General features: G+C 70.5%; 18 protein-coding genes. 5 read left to right on the top strand and 13 right to left on the bottom strand.

Annotated features, from left to right (window positions below):
* Positions 1-43 precede the first annotated feature (43 nt).
* From ACFYP5_RS05685 to ACFYP5_RS05705, 5 genes are all read right to left on the bottom strand, one after another.
* Complete coding sequence (locus ACFYP5_RS05685) at positions 44-955, bottom strand: carbohydrate ABC transporter permease (RefSeq protein WP_389031061.1); 912 nt, start codon at positions 953-955, stop codon at positions 44-46.
* Positions 952-1,881, bottom strand: coding sequence for a carbohydrate ABC transporter permease (locus ACFYP5_RS05690; RefSeq protein WP_267005802.1), 930 nt, complete (start codon positions 1,879-1,881; stop codon positions 952-954). The genes ACFYP5_RS05685 and ACFYP5_RS05690 overlap by 4 nt, the downstream gene beginning before the upstream one ends.
* Before the next feature lie 147 nt (positions 1,882-2,028).
* Complete coding sequence (gene araD / locus ACFYP5_RS05695) at positions 2,029-3,765, bottom strand: L-arabinonate dehydratase (protein WP_389031065.1); 1,737 nt, start codon at positions 3,763-3,765, stop codon at positions 2,029-2,031.
* On the bottom strand, positions 3,762-4,664 hold the full coding sequence (locus tag ACFYP5_RS05700; protein WP_030974628.1) for a dihydrodipicolinate synthase family protein: 903 nt from the start codon (positions 4,662-4,664) through the stop codon (positions 3,762-3,764). The genes araD and ACFYP5_RS05700 overlap by 4 nt, the downstream gene beginning before the upstream one ends.
* A gap of 32 nt (positions 4,665-4,696) precedes the next feature.
* On the bottom strand, positions 4,697-5,356 hold the full coding sequence (locus ACFYP5_RS05705; protein WP_030974630.1) for a GntR family transcriptional regulator: 660 nt from the start codon (positions 5,354-5,356) through the stop codon (positions 4,697-4,699).
* A 226-nt stretch (positions 5,357-5,582) separates the two neighbouring features.
* On the opposite strand from ACFYP5_RS05705, the gene ACFYP5_RS05710 reads away from it, so the two are divergent.
* Positions 5,583-6,815: an MFS transporter gene (locus tag ACFYP5_RS05710; RefSeq protein WP_389031068.1), complete on the top strand. Its 1,233-nt coding sequence runs from the start codon at positions 5,583-5,585 to the stop codon at positions 6,813-6,815.
* Here ACFYP5_RS05710 and ACFYP5_RS05715 read toward each other — a convergent pair.
* Together ACFYP5_RS05715 and ACFYP5_RS05720 are read right to left on the bottom strand one after the other, a co-directional pair.
* The gene (locus ACFYP5_RS05715) at positions 6,798-7,979 is read right to left on the bottom strand and encodes a hypothetical protein (RefSeq protein WP_389031070.1); all 1,182 of its coding nucleotides are present in this window, start codon (positions 7,977-7,979) and stop codon (positions 6,798-6,800) included. The genes ACFYP5_RS05710 and ACFYP5_RS05715 overlap by 18 nt on opposite strands.
* The gene (locus ACFYP5_RS05720; RefSeq protein ID WP_389031073.1) at positions 7,976-8,953 is read right to left on the bottom strand and encodes a 5-dehydro-4-deoxyglucarate dehydratase; all 978 of its coding nucleotides are present in this window, start codon (positions 8,951-8,953) and stop codon (positions 7,976-7,978) included. Before ACFYP5_RS05720 ends, ACFYP5_RS05715 begins: the two co-directional genes overlap by 4 nt.
* Before the next feature lie 273 nt (positions 8,954-9,226).
* Here ACFYP5_RS05720 and ACFYP5_RS05725 point away from each other — a divergent pair, with 273 nt between their 5' ends.
* The 3 genes from ACFYP5_RS05725 to ACFYP5_RS05735 all read left to right on the top strand — a co-directional run bounded on the left by ACFYP5_RS05725 (position 9,227) and on the right by ACFYP5_RS05735 (position 11,576).
* The gene (locus ACFYP5_RS05725) at positions 9,227-10,036 is read left to right on the top strand and encodes an NAD-dependent epimerase/dehydratase family protein (protein WP_389031076.1); all 810 of its coding nucleotides are present in this window, start codon (positions 9,227-9,229) and stop codon (positions 10,034-10,036) included.
* Positions 10,037-10,084: 48 nt separating this feature from the next.
* Entirely contained in the window at positions 10,085-10,318 is a 234-nt protein-coding gene (locus ACFYP5_RS05730) for a hypothetical protein (protein WP_389031079.1), read from the top strand.
* Between the two features lie 64 nt (positions 10,319-10,382).
* Positions 10,383-11,576 (top strand): TerD family protein, encoded by a 1,194-nt coding sequence (locus ACFYP5_RS05735; protein ID WP_389031082.1) that lies wholly within the window; start codon positions 10,383-10,385, stop codon positions 11,574-11,576.
* A gap of 119 nt (positions 11,577-11,695) precedes the next feature.
* Here the strand turns inward: ACFYP5_RS05735 and ACFYP5_RS05740 are convergent, their stop codons facing one another.
* The 5 genes from ACFYP5_RS05740 to ACFYP5_RS05760 form a co-directional block, all read right to left on the bottom strand.
* Complete coding sequence (locus ACFYP5_RS05740) at positions 11,696-11,926, bottom strand: hypothetical protein (protein WP_014156926.1); 231 nt, start codon at positions 11,924-11,926, stop codon at positions 11,696-11,698.
* Between the two features lie 78 nt (positions 11,927-12,004).
* The gene (locus ACFYP5_RS05745; protein ID WP_389031085.1) at positions 12,005-13,585 is read right to left on the bottom strand and encodes a TROVE domain-containing protein; all 1,581 of its coding nucleotides are present in this window, start codon (positions 13,583-13,585) and stop codon (positions 12,005-12,007) included.
* Positions 13,586-14,072: 487 nt separating this feature from the next.
* Positions 14,073-15,539 carry an alkaline phosphatase PhoX gene (locus ACFYP5_RS05750; RefSeq protein WP_389031088.1) on the bottom strand — a complete coding sequence of 489 codons (1,467 nt, stop codon included), beginning with the start codon at positions 15,537-15,539 and terminating at the stop codon, positions 14,073-14,075.
* Between the two features lie 207 nt (positions 15,540-15,746).
* Positions 15,747-17,204 (bottom strand): hypothetical protein, encoded by a 1,458-nt coding sequence (locus tag ACFYP5_RS05755; RefSeq protein ID WP_389031091.1) that lies wholly within the window; start codon positions 17,202-17,204, stop codon positions 15,747-15,749.
* A 302-nt stretch (positions 17,205-17,506) separates the two neighbouring features.
* Positions 17,507-18,214, bottom strand: a complete 708-nt coding sequence (locus ACFYP5_RS05760) for an antibiotic biosynthesis monooxygenase (RefSeq protein WP_389031093.1) — start codon at positions 18,212-18,214, stop codon at positions 17,507-17,509.
* 165 nt (positions 18,215-18,379) lie between these two features.
* Here ACFYP5_RS05760 and ACFYP5_RS05765 point away from each other — a divergent pair, with 165 nt between their 5' ends.
* Entirely contained in the window at positions 18,380-18,823 is a 444-nt protein-coding gene (locus ACFYP5_RS05765; RefSeq protein ID WP_389031096.1) for a GNAT family N-acetyltransferase, read from the top strand.
* A gap of 14 nt (positions 18,824-18,837) precedes the next feature.
* On the opposite strand, the gene ACFYP5_RS05770 is transcribed toward ACFYP5_RS05765, so the two are convergent.
* Positions 18,838-19,467, bottom strand: a complete 630-nt coding sequence (locus ACFYP5_RS05770; protein WP_389031099.1) for a DUF4232 domain-containing protein — start codon at positions 19,465-19,467, stop codon at positions 18,838-18,840.
* Positions 19,468-19,595: the final 128 nt, after the last annotated feature.

Genomic DNA, 19,595 nt, shown 5'->3' on the forward strand with positions numbered 1-19,595 from the left:
GCGACGAGCGGGTGGGTGGGGACAGCGCGTCAGGGGGCGGCTGTCAGCCCTTCACGGCACCGGCGCTGAAGCCGGTGATCAGCCACTTCTGGATGAAGGCGAAGACGATCACCACGGGGATCGCGGCGATCACACCGCCCGCGGCCAGCGCCCCCAGGTCGACGCTGTCCGCACCGATGAGGGTGTTCAGGCCGACCGGGATCGTCTGCTTGTCCTGCTCGCTGAGGAACATCAGGGCGAACAGGAAGTGGTTCCAGCTGTGCACGAAGGCGAAGGAGCCGACGGCGATCAGTCCGGGGCGCAGCAGCGGCAGCACCACCGCGCAGAAGGCCCGGAAGCGCGAACAGCCGTCCACCCAGGCGGCCTCTTCCAGGCTGACCGGCACGTTCTTGATGAAGCCGCTGATCAGGATGATGGAGAGCGGCAGCTGGAACACCGTCTCGGCGATGACGACACTCCCGAGAGAGTTGATCATCTGCAGGTTCTTGAAGATCTCGAAGAGCGGCACGAGCATCAGCGCGCCGGGGATGAACTGCGAGCAGAGCAGCGCGAGCATGAAGCCGTTCTTGATCCGGAAGTCGAACCGGGCGAGGGCGTAGCCACCGGACAGGGCGACGAGAGTCGTGGCGACCAGGGTGCAGACGCCGACGATCATGCTGTTCTGGAAGAAGACGGCGAAGCTCCGCTCGGTCCAGACCTTGGAGAAGTGCTCCCCCGTCATCGGCCACGGCAGGAGCGAGGTGGATCCGGTGGGCCGTACGGCGAAGAGGAACATCCAGTAGAACGGGACGAGAGTGAAGAGCAGATAGATGCCGAGTGGTACGTAGATCTGCCAGCGCGGTACGTCGTCGAAGGCGCGTTCACGCCCGCGGCGGCGGTGCTCGGTGGGCGGCTCGCTGTTGCGTACGGTCTCCGGCACGGTTCCGGTGTGCTTCTCGGCGAGTGCGGCAGTCACTTGTGGTCGCCTCCGAACTTGCTCAGGCGCAGATAGACGATCGAGCAGAAGAGGAGGATCACGAAGGCGACGGTGGTGAGTGCGGAGGCGTAGCCGAAGTCGTGGCCCTCGATGCCGGTGTTGGCGACATAGAGCGGCAGGGTGGTCGTCTCGCCGGCCGGTCCGCCACCGGTGAGGGTGTAGAGCAGGTCGACGTTGTTGAACTCCCAGACGCCGCGCAGCAGCGTGGAGAGGATGATCGCGTCCCGCAGGTGCGGAAGTGTGATGTGGAAGAACTGGCGGAGCCGCCCGGCGCCGTCGACCGCTGCCGCCTCGTACAGCTCCTTGGAGACGGACTGCAGGTCGGCGAGGATGAGGATGGCGAAGAAGGGGACCCCGCGCCAGAGTTCGGCGACGGTCGCGGCCCAGAAGACGGTGCCGGTGTCGGAGAGCACGGAGGTGCCGTAGTCGCCGATCCCGGCGTCCGCGAGGTAGCGGCTGAAGCCGGTCGACGAGTTGTAGAGCAGGATCCAGATGGTGCTGGTCAGTACGCCGGAGACGGCCCAGGGCGAGAAGACCATGGCGCGGGAGATGCCCCGGCCGATGAAGGTCTGATTGACGATCAGGGCCAGCGCGAGGCCGAGGGTCAGCTGGAGCGCGACCTGGGTGACGACCCACTGGGCGCTGAAGCCGAGCGTCGACCAGAACTGGTCGTCCTCGGTGAAGATCCGGGTGAAGTTGTCGAAGCCGGCGAAGCCGTTCCGCCACGGCTTGGTGACGTTGTAGTTCTGCAGGCTGTAGTAGAAGACGCTGATCATCGGGTAGGCGATGAAGCCGAGCATCAGCAGCCCCGCGGGGGCGACCAGCAGATACGGCAGCCGACGGGGGTTCGCGGAGCGGCGCCGGGGCACCTTGGGCGGTGTGGCCACAGCGGCGGCTTGGGCCATGACACGTCTCCGTTCTCTGGGAAGTGCGGGTTTCGGTGATGCGAATGCTGGAGGTGCGAGTGCCTGTGGTGCGTGTACTGCGCAAGCGCTTTCCGCATGCCGTTCGGTCTGCCGAACGCGCGGTGCGCCGGAATTCTCGGTGGGCGATCAGCCCGCGTACGGGTCGGGCACCTCGCCCTGCCGGGCCAGGAAGGCGAAGTCGCAGCCCTGGTCCGCCTGGGTGATCTGGTCGTGGTAGAGCGCGCCGTAACCGCGCTCGTACCGGATGGGCGGCGGCGTCCACGCGGCCCGGCGCCTCGCCAACTCCTCGTCCGGCACATCGAGATGAAGAAGTCGCGCCTCGACGTCCAGGGTGATCAGGTCACCGGTGCGGACGAGGGCGAGCGGACCGCCGACGTACGACTCGGGCGCGATGTGCAGCACGCACGCCCCGTAACTGGTGCCGCTCATCCGGGCGTCGGAGAGCCGCACCATGTCCCGGACACCCTGCTTGAGCAGATAGTCGGGGATCGGCAGCATGCCGTACTCGGGCATCCCTGGACCGCCCTTGGGCCCGGCGTTGCGGAGCACCAGCACATGGTCCGGCGTGAGGGCCAGCGCCGGGTCGTTGATGCTGTGCTGCATCTCCCGGTAGTTCTCGAAGACGACCGCGGGCCCGGTGTGCCGCAGCAGTTCCGGTTCGGCGGCGATGTGCTTGATCACCGCGCCGTCCGGGCAGAGGTTGCCGCGCAGGACCGCCACGCCGCCCTCCTCCGCGAGGGGGTTGTCGCGGTCGCGGATGACGTCGGAGTTGTGCACGAGCGCCCCGTCGAGCTGCTCGCGGAGGGTGTCGTACGAGATGGTGGGCCGGTCCATGTGCAGTACGTCGGTCAGCCCGGCCAGGAACCCGGGCAGCCCGCCGGCGAAGTGGAAGTCCTCCATCAGATACTTCCCGCCGGGGCGGAGATTGGCGAGCACGGGGACGGTGCGGGCGATCCGGTCGAAGTCGTCGAGGGTGAGCTCCACTCCCGAGCGGCCCGCCATCGCGATCAGGTGGATGACGGCGTTGGTGGAGCCGCCGAGCGCCAGAACGGTGGCGACCGCGTCCTCGTACGCCTCCGCGGTGAGGATCGACGACAGCTTCCGCTGCTGCCACACCAGCTCGACTATCCGGAGTCCGGACTGCGCCGCCATCCGGTCGTGCCCGGAGTCCACGGCCGGGATCGACGAGGCTCCCGGCACGGTGACACCGAGCGCCTCGGCGGCGGCCGTCAGGGTGGACGCCGTGCCCATCGTCATGCAGTGGCCGGGCGAGCGAGCGAGCCCGTTCTCCAGCTCACCCATCTCGCAGTCGCCGATGAGCCCGGCCCGCTTGTCGTCCCAGTACTTCCACATGTCGGTGCCGGAGCCGAGCACTTCGTTGCGCCAGTGCCCCGGCAGCATCGGCCCGGCCGGCACGAACACGGTCGGCAGGTCGACCGATGCGGCGCCCATCAGCAGCGCGGGCGTCGACTTGTCGCAGCCGCCCAGCAGCACGGCGCCGTCGACCGGGTAGGAGCGCAGCAGCTCCTCCGTCTCCATCGCCAGCATGTTGCGGTAGAGCATCGGGGTCGGCTTCTGGAACGTCTCGGAGAGGGTGGAGACCGGGAATTCGAGCGGGAAGCCGCCCGCCTGCCAGACGCCCCGCTTGACCGCCTGCGCACGGTCCCGCAGATGGACGTGGCACGGGTTGATGTCGGACCAGGTGTTGAGGATCGCGATGACCGGCTTGCCGAGGTGTTCCTCGGGGAGGTAGCCGAGCTGGCGGGTGCGCGCCCGGTGGCTGAACGACCGCAGCCCGTCCGTTCCGTACCACTGGTGACTGCGCAGCTCCTCGGAACCGATCCTTCCGTCCTCGCGCGTCATATCGACCACCCGGCGACCTCGTCGGCGACCTCGGCACGCCGCTCCTCGGGCAGCACCCGGCTGGGCGGGCGGACGTCGCGCCGGCAGAGGCCGAGCGAGGCGAGGGCCTCCTTGACGACCGTCACGTTGTTGGCGGACTGGCGGTCGGCGCGCAGCTCCTCGAAGCGGCGGATCTGCTCCCAGACCTTCATAGCCGACGGGTGGTCGCCGGCCCGCAGGGCCTCCAGCATGGCGAGCGAGACTCCGGGGGCGACGTTGACGAGTCCGGAGGTGAAGCCGGTGGCCCCGGCGGAGAAGTAGGCGGGGGCGTACAGCTCGGCGAGACCGGCGATCCAGACGAACCGGTCCAGGCCCGCGTCCCGGGCGAAGGCAGCGAACCGCGCGGCGTCCGGGACGGCGTACTTCACACCGATGACATTGGGGCAGCTGTCGGCGAGCGCGGCGAGACGCTCGCCGTCGAGCTGCGGGTTGCGGATGTACGGCACGACGCCGAGTCCGGGGACGGCTTCCGCGATCGTCCGGTGGTAGTCGACCCAGCCGTCCTGAGAGACGTACGGGTGCACGGGCTGATGGACCATCACCATCTCGGCGCCGGCATCGCGTGCGTGCTCGGCCGCGGCCACCGCGGTCGGCACGTCGTGCCCGACCCCGACCAGGACCGTGGCGCGTCCGCCCACCTCGTCGATGGTCAGTTCGGTGACGGTGCGCCGCTCCTCGGGGGTGAGCGCGTAGAACTCCCCGGTGTTGCCGTTCGGGGTGAGGATGCGGACGCCGCCGTCGAGGAGCCGCCGCAGCAGTCCGCGGTGAGCCGCCGTGTCGATGGTCCCGTCCGCGGCGAACGGGGTCACCGGGATCGCCACGACATCTGCGAGGGCCGCCTTCAGCGGTGTGAGGTCCATGCGGACAGGCCTTTCGTCGGTGTGCTGGTGGTTCACGCCCCGCCCTCCTCGGTCTGTGCTCCCTCGGGGAAGGCGCGGCGGACGAACGACGCGATGTGGTCGTGCAGGGCGCCGGCCGCGGCGTCCGCGTCGTCGGCGAGCGCGAGCCGCAGGATCTCCCGGTGCTCGGCCGCCTCCCGCTCCCAGGACGGGATGGTCGCCCAGGCGACCGTCGACACGAGTGCGGCCTGGTCGCGGACCTCGTCGAGCATCCGGGCCAGCAGCGGGTTGCCGCAGGGCAGGTAGAGCGCCCGGTGGAAGTCCCGGTTGGCCAGCGACCGGTCGGCCTTGTCACCGGCCGAGTCGGCACGCTCCAGGGCTTCCTGGGCCGCGTCGAGCGAGGCCCTGCGGGTGATGGAGCGACGCAGCGCCTCCGGCTCCAGGAGCAGCCGCACGTCGTACACCTCACGGGCCATCGCCGCGTCGACCAGCCGCACGGTGACGCCCTTGTACTGGCTCATCACGACGAGCCCGGTACCGGCAAGGGTCTTGAGCGCCTCGCGCACCGGAGTCTTGGAGACCCCGAACTGTGCGGCGAGTTCGGTCTCGACGAGGGCCTGCCCCGGTCTCAGCTGCGCCGTGAGGATCGCGTGCTTGATCGCCTCCAGCACGTACTGGGTGCGGGACGGAATCGGGGTGGGCGCAAAGGTCATGAGTGAAGGGCTCTCGCATCTCGCGTATCGCGTATCGCGTCTCATATATGACGTACGAAGTACGACGCGTTGAAGCTAGAGCCGGTGCAAATGTTTCGTCAACGCTTCTGACGAAAGAACTTTCGGCAACTCGATGTAAGGCATCTGCCCGATGTCCGGATACGTCCTCAGTCGCCAGCATGAGTCCCACAACACACGTGCGGGTCAGCAGGGTTCGGAGAACGCTATGGAAGGGTCGGCGGCAGGCAGGGTGCTGCGGGACCGCAACGCCAGGCTGTATCTGGCGGCGGTCGTCATCACAGGGTTCGGGACGTCCGCGATGTGGCTCACGGCGGGGATCTGGGTCAAGTCCCTGACCGGGTCGGACAGCCTGGCGGCGCTTGCCGTGTTCGCCATGTGGCTGCCCTCGCTGATCGGGCCCGCGCTCGGCACACTCGCCGACCGGGTACACCGCAAACCGCTGCTGATCCGGGCGAACCTCACCATGACGGGGCTGCTCACCGTGCTGCTCGCGGTCGATTCGGCGGAACGGATCTGGATCCTCTTCGTCGTCCTCGTGCTCTACGGGGTGAGCGGCGTCGTGATGGACGCGGCCGAGACGGCGCTCGTCGCTCACACCGTCGACGTCCGGCTGCTCGGCGACTTCAACGGACTCCGGATGATCGCGTCCGAGGGTACGAAGCTCCTCGCGCCGCTGACCGGCGCCGGCTTGTACGCCCGGTTCGGGGGCGGCGCGGTGGCGCTGCTCGACGCGGCGTCGTTCGCGCTGGCCGCGGGGGTCTGCGCGCTGCTGCGGGTGAGCGAACCGGCCCGGCCGGTCCGCACGGACCGGCGCGGCGAACTGGCCGCGGGGGTCCGGCAGGTGTGGCGCTCGCCGGTGCTGCGGCCGCTGGTGCTGGCGGGCTCGGCGACGATGCTCTGTGCCGGGCTCAGCGGGGCGGCGGTCTACGCCCTCGTGGACGACGGGCTCGGGCGCTCCCCCACGTACGCGGGGGTGCTGTACGCGGCGCAGGGCGCAGGGTCCGTCGCGATCGGGCTGCTGGCCGGTCCGTTGCTGCGGCGGCTGCCGGAGCGGGTGTTCAGCGCGGCCGGAATCGCGCTGTTCGCAGCGGCGGTGGGGGTGCGCGCGCTGCCGTACGACGCGACGGCGCTGGTCGCGAGCGCCGCGATCGGGGCAGGGCTGCCGTGTGTGCTGATCGCCGCGATGACCGCGCTGCAGCGGGAGACACCGGACGCCGTGCTGGGCCGTACGACGGCGACCGCCAACTCGCTGATGATGGTGCCGAACGCGGTGGCGCTGGCGCTCGGCGCGGGGCTGGTCGCGGTTCTGGACATCCGGGTGCTGCTGCCGCTGATCGGTGCGGCGGGGCTGCTGACCGCGGCCCTGCTGATCACGGATCGGTGGGGACGGCCGACGGCCGCCACCACCGATCCGATGCCGTCATCGACCGAGGCGTGACAGCGCTTCGGCGACGCTCCTCAGATCCGGGTCGGAAGCCAGCCCGGCGTGATACAGGCGCAGTTGGTTCGCGCCGAGCGAGGCCGCGTGCGCGGCGTCACGCTCCAGCGTGGCGGGGCTGCCGCCCATGCCACCGACCACGGTGAAGTTGGCGGCGACCACCCGGTCGGACCGGCCTGCGAAGGGCCCGAGGACCGTCTCGCGCGCCGCGTCACCCCCGGTGCAGGGCAGCACCACCCCGTCGGCCACGGAGAGGATGTGCTGCGGGTCGACACCCACGTTCGCACCGGAGCGGTACGGGGCGGGGTCGGCGTGCAGCAGCACCTGGAAGCCGTCCGCGGCCGCCGCCCGCACAGCGGCGACCGCGGACTCCTGGAGCGTGCGGGCGACCTGGCCGCGGAACTCCAGGGTGGCGGCGGCGAGATCGGCGCCGAGGAGTTTCTCGACGCCGGACCAGCCGGCCTCCGAGGAACCGGGCCCTGCCCAGACCGGTTCCAGGGCCGCGCACACGGCCCGGCTCAACTCATCCGCGTCCAAGCCGTGTTCGCCGTATCCGGTCCGGCAGTCGGGGCAGAAGCAGAGCGACATCAGGTACTGCGCCGCGTCCCCGAGGCCGACGCCCGCGATCTTGTCGTGGGCGTGCAGATGCGCGAAGCCGTACCAGCCGCAGGACTCCAGCTCAGTGCCGCGCGTGCCGCCGCGCACCGCCGCCTCGCCCGCCAGCTCCACCAGGTACGCGCGGACCGCGGGCTGTGCGATGCAGGGTGCCCACGGGTAGCGGTCGCCGTACGCGTTGACCACCGAGGTGTCCGGATGGTCGGCGCCCAGCCGGGAGTTGTGCGCGAGCACCACCCAGCTGTGCACCTCCAGACCGGCGTCCGTCAGCGCCTGCGCGGCCTCGGCGTACGGATCGTCCGACGCCATCCACGACTGCGGGTACGGGCGCAGTTCGCGCCCCGCCCACCGCTCGGCGTCCGCCGGGTACAGCACCGCGGCGTGTTCGGCGGTGACGATCCTGCGGCCGGGGTGACGCGGGGTCAGCGCCCGGGTCGAGTGGTAGGCGGCGGCGAGCGTCACCTGTCCGACGCCGAGGTCCGCCACACGGGCGGCGGCGTCCGGGTCCCCGACGATGTCCCACGGGTACAGGAAGGCGGAGGCCTTCATGCTGCGGGCTTCCCGGGCGCGGTCCTGGCCTGTCCGTACTTCTCCAGCACGGCGCGGCCGCGCTCGATGATCCCGGCCAGTTCATCGATGTGCGCGGCGGGCGGCTCGGTGAGCGGGGTGCGGACCTCGCCGACCGGGTGGCCCTCCAGCCGGACGGCGGCCTTGACCAGCGAGACGGCGTAGCCGCGGCCCTTGGCGCGGAGCTCGACGAGCGGCCGGTAGAAGTGGTCGAGCAGTTCGTTGGCGAGCTCGTCGTCACCGGAGTCCAGGGCCCGGTGGAAGGCGAGGGCGATGTCCGGCGCGAAGGCGAACACGGCGGAGGAGTAGAGCGTGACGCCGATGCCCCGGTAGGCGAGCCCGGTGAGCTCGGCGGTGGGCAGCCCGTTGAAGTACAGGAAGTCCTGGCCGGGCAGCTCGGTACGGACGGCGCTGACGATGCGCTGCATCAGGTCGAGGTCGCCGTAGCCGTCCTTGAGGCCGATGACCCCGGGCGTCCGGGCCAGGGCGACGACGGTCTCCGGGGTGAAGACGGCGTTGTCACGCTGGTAGACGATCGTCTCCAGAGAGGTGGCCGCGGCCAGCGCCGTGTAGTGGGCGAGCAGCCCTTCCTGGTCGGCGAAGACCAGGTACGGCGGCATGGCGAGGAGCCCGTCCGCGCCCGCTTCCTCGGCGAGCTTCGCGTACCGGATCGCGAGGGCCGTGCCGTACCCGGCACCCGCGACGACGGGCACCTCCCCGGCGGTCTCCTCGACCGCCGCCGCGACGACGAGACGGAACTCCTCCGGCGTCAGCGCGTGGAACTCGCCCGTGCCGCAGCAGGCGAAGACGGCGGCCGCACCGGCATCGATACCGGTGCGCACATGCGCTCGGAAGGCATCGAGATCGACAGCGCCGTCCGGCCCGTAGGCGGTGACGGGGAAGAAGAGCGGCCCGGCGACATGGGTGAGTCGGGCGGCAAGGGGGGCTGAGGTCACGGGCGCTCCCTGAGCGGATTCAGGCGTGCACAATTCTGATCGACGTCCATATTCATGAACGCCCCCAAGTTAAGGCAGCCACGCGGGGCAGGTCAAGACGAGAACCCGCGACACGGGCACGACACGGGCGCGGGGTCGAGGCCGAGCCGGCACTCCCGCACCGAGGGCGCCAACCACTTGACGCGCCACACCCTCACTTCTTAGTTTGTCCATGCATGTGAATGTCGTCCATGGATTTGATGTGTCGCGCGTATGTACCGAGGAGATCAGCGAATGCCCGCTCCCCGCACCGTCCTGCTCACCGGCGCCGCCGGCGGCCTCGGCACCCTGATGCGCGGCCTGCTGCCCGCGTACGGCTACGAGCTCCGCCTCTTCGACGTCACCCCCATCGAGGGCGAGCCGGACGCGATCACGGCCGACCTCGGCGACAAGGAGGCGCTGCGTGAGGCCGTGAGCGGCGTCGACGCGATCATCCACCTTGCGGGCATCTCTCTGGAAGCCTCCTTCGACAAGATCCTGCGGGCCAACATCGAGGGGACGTACAACCTGTACGAGGCCGCGCGCGAGGAGGGCGTCCGGCGCATCGTGTTCGCCTCCTCCAACCACGCCATCGGCTACACCCCGCGCCCGCTCCCCGGCGACCCGCTGATCCCGATCGGCACTCCGCGCCGCCCCGACACCTTCTACGGCCTCTCCAAGTCGTTCGGCGAGGATCTCGCGCAGCTCTACTGGGACAAGCACTCCCTGGAGACCGTCTCCGTGCGCATCGGCTCCTGTTTCATGGAACCGACGTCCGTACGGATGCTCTCGGTCTGGATGAGCCCCGGTGACGGCGCCCGGCTCTTCCACGCGGCGCTCACCGCCGACGAGGTCGGGCACACGGTGATCTACGGCTCCTCCGACAACACCCGCCTGTGGTGGGACCTGACCACGGCCCGGTCACTCGGGTACGAGCCGCAGGACGACTCCGAGCAGTACGCGGAGAAGCTCGTCGCGGAACAGGGCGAACTCGACCCGGACAACCCGGACCACGCCCACCTCGGCGGCCACTTCGTCACCCATCCGCCGATCTGGCCGTACTAGTCCGAAAATCGCGCGACGGCGTCCGGCGCGAGCGGGCACCATACGGCCATGCCGAAGCCTTCCGGATTCCAGTACGAGCAACATGGCGACGCGAGCGTCACGATCGCCCATCACGGCCGCCCGGCGGGCACCCTGCGCGGCGGCCGGGCGGAGAAGTTCCTGGCCGAAGTGGTGTCCGGCGACGCCCAACTCGTCATGGCGCGCTGGACGGGCGCGTACAAGCACGGCAACGAGCGCACCGCCCGCGACCACCCCCGCAACCGGGCACACGGCGGGCGCTGATCCGTACGGAGCAAGCCGGCGAAGGTAAGGGAACGGCAAAGCCGGGTCGTTCGTTACCCCGGGCATGACCGCTATGACCCCCGGCTCGAACATCCCTCTCTCCACCGCCCGCGTGGCGGTGGACGTCGCCGCCCCGGTGCGGCTCGACGTCTCGGGCCTGCTGCTCACCGCCGACGGCAAGGTGCGTTCCGACGACGACTTCATCTTCTACAACCAGCCCACCGGCCCGGGCGTGACCTACCGCTCCGGCGGCGGCACGGCGCCGGACGCGATCGTGGTGGACACCGCCGCGGTGCCGCCCGGCATCGAGAAGATCGTCGTCACGGCGAGCCCGGACGCGGCGGGGCAGACCTTCCAGGGCATCGAGCCCACCGCCACCGTGCGCGACGCGGACAACGGCAGTGTGCTCGCCACCTTCACCCCGCCCCGTCTGGGTGCCGAGACGGCGCTCGTGGTCATCGAGGTCTATCTGCGCAACGGCGCCTGGAAGGCCCGAGCGGTCGGCCAGGGCTACGCCAACGGGCTGGCGGGCATCGCCACGGACTTCGGCGTCTCGGTCGAGGAGCCCGCCGCACCGCCCGCCCCGGTCGCACCCCCGATGCCTGCCGTCGCCCCCGTGGACCCGCGGAGCGCCGCCCCCGCGGCCCCGCCCGTCGCCGCTCCGGCGCCCGCCGGCTCCGGCAAGATCAACCTCGACAAGGGCCGGGTCAACCTCCAGAAGAACCAGACGGTGTCCCTGGTCAAGGGCGGCCGCCCGCTGCTCTCGCAGGTCAAGATGGGTCTGGGCTGGGAACCCGCGTTCCGTGGCAAGGACATCGACCTCGATGCCTCGGTGATCGCCTACGGCCCCAACCGGAACCATCTGGACAGCTGCTACTTCGGCAAGCTCTCCATCCTGAACGGCGCGATCAAGCACTCCGGCGACAACCTCACGGGCGAGGGCGCGGGCGACGACGAGGTGATCGTCGTGGACCTGGGCCGGATCCCCCCGGAGGCGACGGGGCTGGTCTTCACGGTCAACTCGTTCACCGGCCAGAAGTTCACCGAGGTCGCCAAGGCCTACTGCCGGCTGATCGACGCGACGTCCGGCGAGGAGCTGGTCCGCTTCGACCTGACCGGCGCCGAGCCGCAGACCGGCGTGATGATGGCGAAGCTGATCAAGCAGTTCTCCGGCGAGTGGGAGATGACGGCGATGGGTGACTTCGTCAAGTCGCGCACGGTCCGCGGCATGGTCAAGCCCGCCGCCCAGGCGCTGTAGAAGGTCGCTGCGCCCACGCCCGGAGCCCGCCTCCTAAATGGCTTCCGGGGCACCTGCTGGATCTGCAGGTGCCCCGGAAGGGGGTGCGGGACGGACGCCTCGTACGCTCGTCGTCCCTCTCAGAGCTTGGTCAGCTTGGAGTACGGGCTCAGGATCCTCCCCTGTCGCCCCGAGAAGTCGATGAGCACTGCGTCGTTGTCGCCCTCGACAGCGAGGACTCGACCGAGTCCGAACTGGTCATGCGACACCCTGTCGCCCACATCGAAGCATTCGACCGGTGGGGCCGCCTGGGCCGGGCGGTTGAAGGGACTGGAAGGCAGGTGACGCCGGGATCCGGCTGACTGTTTCATTACGTTGAGTATGCGCCTCCGGGACGCCCGACGCCATGCCCGACCGCTCCTGAGGGCCCACTGATGCCGTATTCGTAATCAGCGATTCCAGGGCCAGTGGGCGTCCCGCCCCGCCTCCAGCAGGGGCACCATGCGGAATGCGGCGTCCGAAAGACCCCCGAAGGTGTGGCGGTTCTCGCTTCCGGACGGGGCGTGCCCGACCCGGTATCCGGCCAGATTCCAGGTGTACACCGGCACATTTGCCGGGACGGCCTCGGTGGCGTCCCCGTAGTACGTGAACGACGCCTGCTCGTCCGTGACGATCAGCACCCGGTCGTGGCCGCGGTAGTGCCGGCGGACCGCCTCCGCGGTGTTGGTGCCACCGAGATCACCGAACCGGTCCAGGATCTTCAGCACGGACTCACCCCTGCGAAAAGCCACAGGTGCGCTGTTCGTGCCGAATTCCACCAGATCGGCATCGGCGGCCCGCAGGGCGAGCGCCGCACCGAAGACCGCGGCGGCGTCGGCCCGGTTCAGCTGCGAACGGTCCGAGAGCGGCGACCACATCGAGCCAGAGCGGTCGACCAGGATCAGCGTCCGCCCCCGCAGCGCCGGAACATTCGCGAGGGAGTGGCCGAGCGCCTGCTCCAGCGGGTACGCCCAGCGCAGCGACGGAGCGTGCCGGTACGCCGCGAGGTAGCGGAACGGGAACTGCCGCGATGCGGCGACCACAGCCGGGTCGGAGATCCTCGCCGCCACCTGCGCGGCGACCTCGTCCGAGACGCCTGCCTCGTCGAAGTTCCGCAGATTGCGGACGAGCGCCATCGCCCCCATCGACGGAACGACCGCCTCCCATGCCGCGGCGTCCATCGGTCCCTGCAGCCAGCCCGCGAGGGCCTCCCAGGTCATGCCCGCCGCGGCCAGCCGTTCCGCCCCGTCGGGCGCGATGATCACGGCCCGCCGGTCCTCGACCGGCAGCTCCATCAGCGCCCGGTGGGCGGTGAGGGTGCGGTTCGAGGCGGGCGGCACCGCCGCGTCCGGGTGATGCCGGCGGTCGAGGGCATAGCGGAACAGCTCGCCCTGCCATGCCTTCTCCGGGTCGGGCGCCGCATGCACCAGGTTCAGGATGTCGCCGAAGCGGTAGCCCTTGGACGCGGTGTCGTACTTCAGCAGCGACCTGCCGTCGTAGAGGCGGCGTACGGCGTCGGCGATTCCGCGCTTGACGGGCTTGGGCACGGTTCGGCCGTACTGCGAGGTCCAGTACCCCAGCAGTTCACCGGGCTCGTCGGCGCGCAGCAGGACGGAGTCGACGACCTGCCGGTTGGACGGCCCGTCCTCGGCCCCCGCGTCGAGCCGGGCCTTCACGTACTCGGCGGCACCGACGATCGCCGCGGTCCGCATCCCGCCGTCGCGGCGCAGCCATCCCAGCAGTCCGGCGGTCCAGTCGGGGTCGCCCACCGCAAGGATGCGTACCAGCGTGGCGAACCGACTGTCGCGCTGCTCGGCATTCTCGTAGTAGGTCTGCTGCGAGACGAAATTGGCGACGGAAAGAAGGAAAAGTTCGGAACGGTTGTCCCGGAGATGTCCACGGCCACCCTGGTGGGTGGGTGCGGTGCGCCCGGTCGACTTCACGGGCGATACCGCATTCGCCTTGGTGGTACGGGTGTTGAAGCGTGCCATGCCGAATTCCCCCGAATTCGTTGGGGGAAGACACAGCGCATGGATGCCCGAGATCAGGAGTCGGCGACGGGCTTGTCCGATGCTCTGTCCATTGAGCTACCGGCCGCGACCGGGCGGGACTTGAACCCGCAACCGTCAGATCCGAGAAGTATCCGTCACCTGCGCACGGGGCACCCGATGCTGTGCCTCCCGAGATCAAGGTCGGCGACGGCGGAACTTGTTTCGAAGAAGTAGCCGTCGCCTGCGCACCGGGAGGTGCGTGCAATTTCTTGAAGCTGTACGTGCCCAGAGATCACAGTCGGCGGAACCGACGAAGGTGCTCTACCCCCTGAGCTACACCGGCTCGAAAGCCGGTGGCGGGACTCGAACCCGCGACATCCCCATTAAGAGTGGAAGTAGGTCCTGCCTGCGCACCTGGGCACAGACAGGACCTTAGAAGACCGGCCTCCGGACGCGCGACGGGTTTTCCGCGCGTCCGGACGGTGCGTCAGTGCCGGTTCGGCTGGCGCTTCCACGGGCCGGTGATGGCGAGCATGATGCCGGGCGTCTGGATGTTGGCGAACAGCGTCTTCCCGTCGGGCGAGAAGGTGACGCCGGTGAACTCGCTGTACTCCGGCTCCTCGGCCGTGCCCGCGTTCAGGTCGTTGCGCGCGATCGGGTACGTGCGGCCGCTCTCCGTCGCCCCGAAGAGGTGCTGGACGCCCTCGCCGTCCTCGGCGATGACCAGACCGCCGTACGGCGAGACGGTGATGTTGTCCGGGCCGTCGAAGGCGCCGTCCTTCGACGGGTCGGCGTTCACGCCGAGGAGCACCTTCAGCGTCAGCGTGCGGCGCTTCGGGTCGTAGAACCAGACCTGGCCGTCGTGCTGGACGGGGCTCTCCGCGCGGGCGAACGAGGAGACGATGTAGACGCCGCCGTCACCCCACCACATGCCTTCGAGCTTGCGGGCGCGGGTGACGTCCTGGTCGCCGAACTGCTTGCGCACGGAGACGGTCTTGGCGTCGCGGTCGACGACGTCGACCCAGTCCACGCCGTACACCGTGCCGATCTTCGTGGCGCGGGACAGGTCGTCGACGAACTTGCCGCTCTTGTCGAAGCACTTGGTGGCCTGGAGGACACCGGCGCCGTCGGCGAGCATGCGCAGCTTGCCACGGCCGTGCTTGAAGCCGTGCGGCGGAACCCAGCGGTAGAGCAGCCCGTTCGGGCCGGCCGCGTCCTCGGTCAGGTAGGCGTGGCCGAGCTTGGGGTCGATGACCACAGCTTCGTGGGCGTACCGGCCGAACGCCTTGATCGGACGCGGGTCGCGGTTGGCGCGCTCGTCGTACGGGTCGACCTCGAAGACGTAGCCGTGGTCCTTGAGCAGACCGTTCTTGCCGGCCTTGTCCTCGGTCTCCTCGCAGGTGAGCCAGGTGCCCCACGGGGTGGCGCCACCGGCACAGTTGGTGGACGTGCCGGCGATGCCGACCCACTCGGCGGTGCGACCGTCGCGGCGGGTCTCGACGACGGTGCAGCCACCGGCGGCGATCGGGTCGTAGACGAGGCCCTCGGCGAGCGGGACGGGGTGCTCCCAGCCGGCCCGGGTGCCGCTCAGCTCGTGGTTGTTGACGAGCAGGGTGACGCCACGCGGGCCCTCGAAGGCGGCCGTGCCGTCGTGGTTGGAGGGGGTGTACTCGCCGGATTCCAGCTTGGTGACACCGCTGTGGGTGACGATGCGGTACGAGAATCCGGCGGGCAGCGCGAGTATGCCCTTCGGGTCGGAGACCAGCGGCCCGTAGCCGGGCTCGTCGCTGTGGTCTCCGTGGTCATGACCGTGGTGGTCGTCTTGGCCGTGGCCGGACTCCTGCGCGGCGAGGGCACCAGGCGCGGTGGCCAGAGCGGCGACGGTACCGGTCAGGGCGATACCCGCGCCGGTGAGGGCGGACTGCTTGGTGAATTCCCTGCGCGTGAAGGGCATCACGAACTCCTGGAGCTGCTGGGACGGGTGTTTGCGGCCTCACGCTCCCGCCCCTGCACGAACACCAGTTGAACTGAGGGCGTCTTCGAGCGGCATCCTTTCTGTGAACCTTCACAGAGTCCCTACCGCCGTCCGCCGCTCGACTGCCCGGCCCGCCGGCCGCCACTCGACTGCCCGGCCTGCCGGCCCGGCGCCCGGCCGCCCCGCTCAACCGCCCGAACGCGACCGTGCCTTGAACGCCGCCTTCCGCGCTTCCTTCGCCTTCTTCTTGTCGCTGTGCAGCTGCCCCATCGCCTCCAGGACGTCCGCCGTCGCCGGGTGCGCCACCCGCCACGCCTCGTCGAAGAAACCGCTGTGCTGGCCGGAGAGACCCTCGACCAGCTCCTGGAGCTCGTCCAGATCGCCTTCCGCCTCCAGTTGGGCGGCGATCGTGTCGATGGCGAGCCAGAAGATCATCGACTCCGGCGGCGGGGGTACGTCGGCCGCGCCGCGCTCGGCGAGCCAGACCCGGGCGAGGCCGCCCAGCTCCGCGTCGTCGAGCACCGCACGGACCGCGGGCTCCGCCTCCGCGCCGACCAGGGCGAGCGCCTGCTGACAGTGCAGCCTGCGCAGTGGGGCCTGCTGGTCCGCACCGCGTGCCGCGTCCAGCAGTTCGCCCGCGGCCCCGTCCGCGCCGCGGCGGGCGAGCCACTGCTCGACCTCGCTGCGCGCCGCCGCCTCCGGGTAGTACGCGATGCCGCCGAGGAGCGTGTCCGCGCTCGCGTCCACGAGATCGCCGACAGCCGGGGCGTCGATGCCGGCCTCCCGCATCCGGGCCCGGATGCCGTACAGGCCGAGGGGGGTCAGTCGCACCATGCCGTACCGGCTGACGTCCTCGTCGTCGGCGGGCGGCTGGGCCTCCTCGTCCTCCTCGACGAGCAGCGTCTCGTCCACCGGCCGGTAGGCGACGATCCCGATCGGTTCGAGAAGCCGGAACTGGTCGTCGAGGCGCATCATCGCCTCCGACACCTGTTCCAGGATGTCGTCGGTGGGCTCGCTCATCTCGTCGGGCACGATCATCGACGCGGCGAGCGCGGGCAGCGGTACGGGCGCCTCGCCCTCGCTGCCGTCGCCGACCGTGAGCAGATACAGGTTGCCGAGCACGCCGTCGAGGAACTCGGCTTCCGCCTCCGGGTCCCAGTCCAGGGAGTCGAAGTCGATCGAGCCGTCCTCACCGACGAGATCGGCGAAGTCGTCGAAGACGGGTGCGGTGGCGTCGGCGTGCACGGCTTCCAGGCCGTCGAGCCAGATGGCGAGGACGTCCTGCGGGGAGCCGCCGGTCAGCAGCCCCAGGTTCTCGCCCGCGCTGACGGTCCCCTCGGCATCGTCTCCGGCGTCGTCCCCCTCCGGGTCGTGGACGTCGAGGAGCCCGGTGTCGACCGCGAGCCGCCACGCCTCACTGGCCTCCGCGGCACCGTCCTCGTCCGCCGCCAGCCCGAGGTGCTCGGCCGCGGCGGGCAGCTGCGCCTCGACGAGCTCGCCGCCCGCGCCGACCCGGGTCCCGGGTCCTGCCCAGCGGGCGAGCCGGACGGCCCGGGCGAGCAGCGGCGCGGCGAGCGCGTCCCGTGCCAGCTCCGCCTCGGAGTGCAGCCGTACCGGTGGCAGGGTGGGGCGCTCTGCGGACATCAGGTGGTTCTCCTCGGACGTACGGGGGTGCGGGCTCGGACCGACCCGCAGGGGGCGGTGGTCCCAGGCCGACCAAGCGTAGACGCATTTCGCCCCTGCCACTCGGCCTCCATGAGGGACAGCGACCGCGCACCCGTCCGACCTCGACAACTGCCGTGCACGGTGCGGGAATCGACGCGTTCGGACACCCTCTCGTCCGCCGCCCGTGCTCCCCGGAGCCCGTGCCGCATCCCGCTTCGTCCGCCCGGACCACCGCCGGCCCGCAGGCGCCGCGCTCGCGCTCGTGGTCCCCGGTCCTCGCCTTAACCGGCCGCCCGCAGACTGAGCGCGGGCGAGTAGCGGTGCACACCGCCGCCGCTCACCCCCGGGTACGACTGCACCCGCTCCCACTGCGGTGTCTTCGACCCGACGCCGTCGCCGGGAGCGGCGATCGCGTCGATGTGCGCCTGCGCACTCGCCCATTCCGCGTAGTTGAGTGCGCGGGTCCCGTCGACGCTCACATGGAAGTGCCCGGAGATACCGCCGGGCGCGGGCGCCGGATCCGTACCGAGCGCCTCGAACACGGTGTCCACCCAGTCCCGTTGACGCGCCTTGTCCGGCCCGTCGAACTCGACGTCGACGATCACGACGCATCCGGGCTCACGGGCGTCGCCGTCGCTCGGCGCCGTGGAGCGGTAGAGCTCGTACGTGTGCAGTCCGAGCCGGCGTATCCCGGGCACGGAGGCATCGATGTCGGCGTTGCGCGCGTCCCGTCCGCTCGCGAGGAACTCCTGATATGCGCCCTCACCGCTCCACTGCGAGTAGTGGAACAGCGTCTTCCCGTCGTCCCCGGCGTGCACGGTGTACGAGAGCAGCCCCGGGTGCGGCCAGTCCCGGATGCCCCATGCCTCACGGATGGCCTCGACCGCCTGCCGCTGCCGCGCGCGGGTGCCGACGTCCCAGGTACTGGCCTTGACGAGGCCCACATCGCCCCGGGCGACATCGGGACGGGACTCGAACTGCACGCTCATGACGGCCCTCCTCACCGGGGCACCCCTGCGGTGCTCCGCTGACGACCACCCTGATACGTCAAGCACACTCGAGGTCAACCACCGGTTTCACGGGCGGCGGCCGGCCGTGCGGCCGCACCGTATCCGGCTGCTGAGCGCGCAGGTGCCCGTGCCAGACTCCGAGGCGTGATCCTTCGCACCGCCATCCGCGCCGACCTGCCCGCCGTCCTCGCGCTCCTCATGGACGAGAACCGGGTCGTCGACCCGGCCTCGGTCGTGGTAGACGAGGCGTACGAGAAAGCCTTCGCCGACATCGAGAGCGATCCGCGCAACGAGATGCTTGTGCTGGTGGACGGCGACACCGTGCTGGGCTGCCTGCAGGCCACGTACATACCGGGGCTCGGGAAGCGCGGCGAGGAGCGGGCGCTGATCGAGGCGGTACGGATCAGGGCCGACCGGCGGGGCGGCGGGCTGGGGCGGGAGCTGATGAAGCAGGCCGTCGACCGGGCCCGGCTGCGCGGATGCGCGCTGGTGCAGCTGACCAGCAGCAAGCGGCGCGCCGACGCGCACCGGTTCTACGAGTCGCTGGGCTTCGACCGCAGCCACGAAGGTTTCAAGCTCGCCCTCTGAGCCGCCCGGCGGCGCTACTGGGGTGACGCGGTGCGCCAGGCGGTCATGTTCAGCTCGTCGAGCAGCCGTACGTCGCTCCCCTCCAGCGGGAAGGTGCGCGCCTCCAGCCCCGGGGCCGGTGCGATCTCCAGTGCGTCGCCTTCGATGAGGTCGCCGCCGGTCGCGGTGGAGACCCAGGCGAGCAGCGAGTGCAGAGTCCTCCCCGGCTTCAGCGTGATCTCTTTGGGGCCCGGGTCGGTTCCCATGTACGAGGAGCCCGGGTTCACCTTGACCGGCAGCGGTTCACCTTCGTCGTCCAGGACCCGGACGGACGGGTAGCCGTCGACCCGGTACGGCTTCCCGCCGCAGTTGGTGAGGGTGAGCGCCACGGCCCGGTGACCCAGTGCCGCCTGCACCTCGCCCATGTCCACGACGACGCCGGAGGCCGGGCAGCCGGCCCGGGTGGCAGTGCTCGGCGAAGGGGCGGGGCCGGCCACGTCGCCGGTGAGGGGCGGGGCAGTGGACAGGTCACCCGGCTGCAGCTTCTCCGCGTGCACCCGGCCGGGTGTCTGCGAGACGCTCGGCGCCGGCGCAGGCTCCCCCTCGCCCGCCGGCACGAACAATCCGGCGCATCCTGACAGCGACAGGACCGACGCTCCGGCCATGCACGCGGCCGCGACCGCCCTTCGCGTCCGGTTCCCCGTGTTCGCCGTTCCCCGCATGCTCATGCACCCGCCCCCGTATCGGCCTGCCGCATAGGCGTTCGATCATGCCAGAGTGTGGACCGGGCTCC

It is taken from the genome of Streptomyces sp. NPDC005262 (genome assembly GCF_042872425.1).
GTDB lineage: Bacteria > Actinomycetota > Actinomycetes > Streptomycetales > Streptomycetaceae > Streptomyces.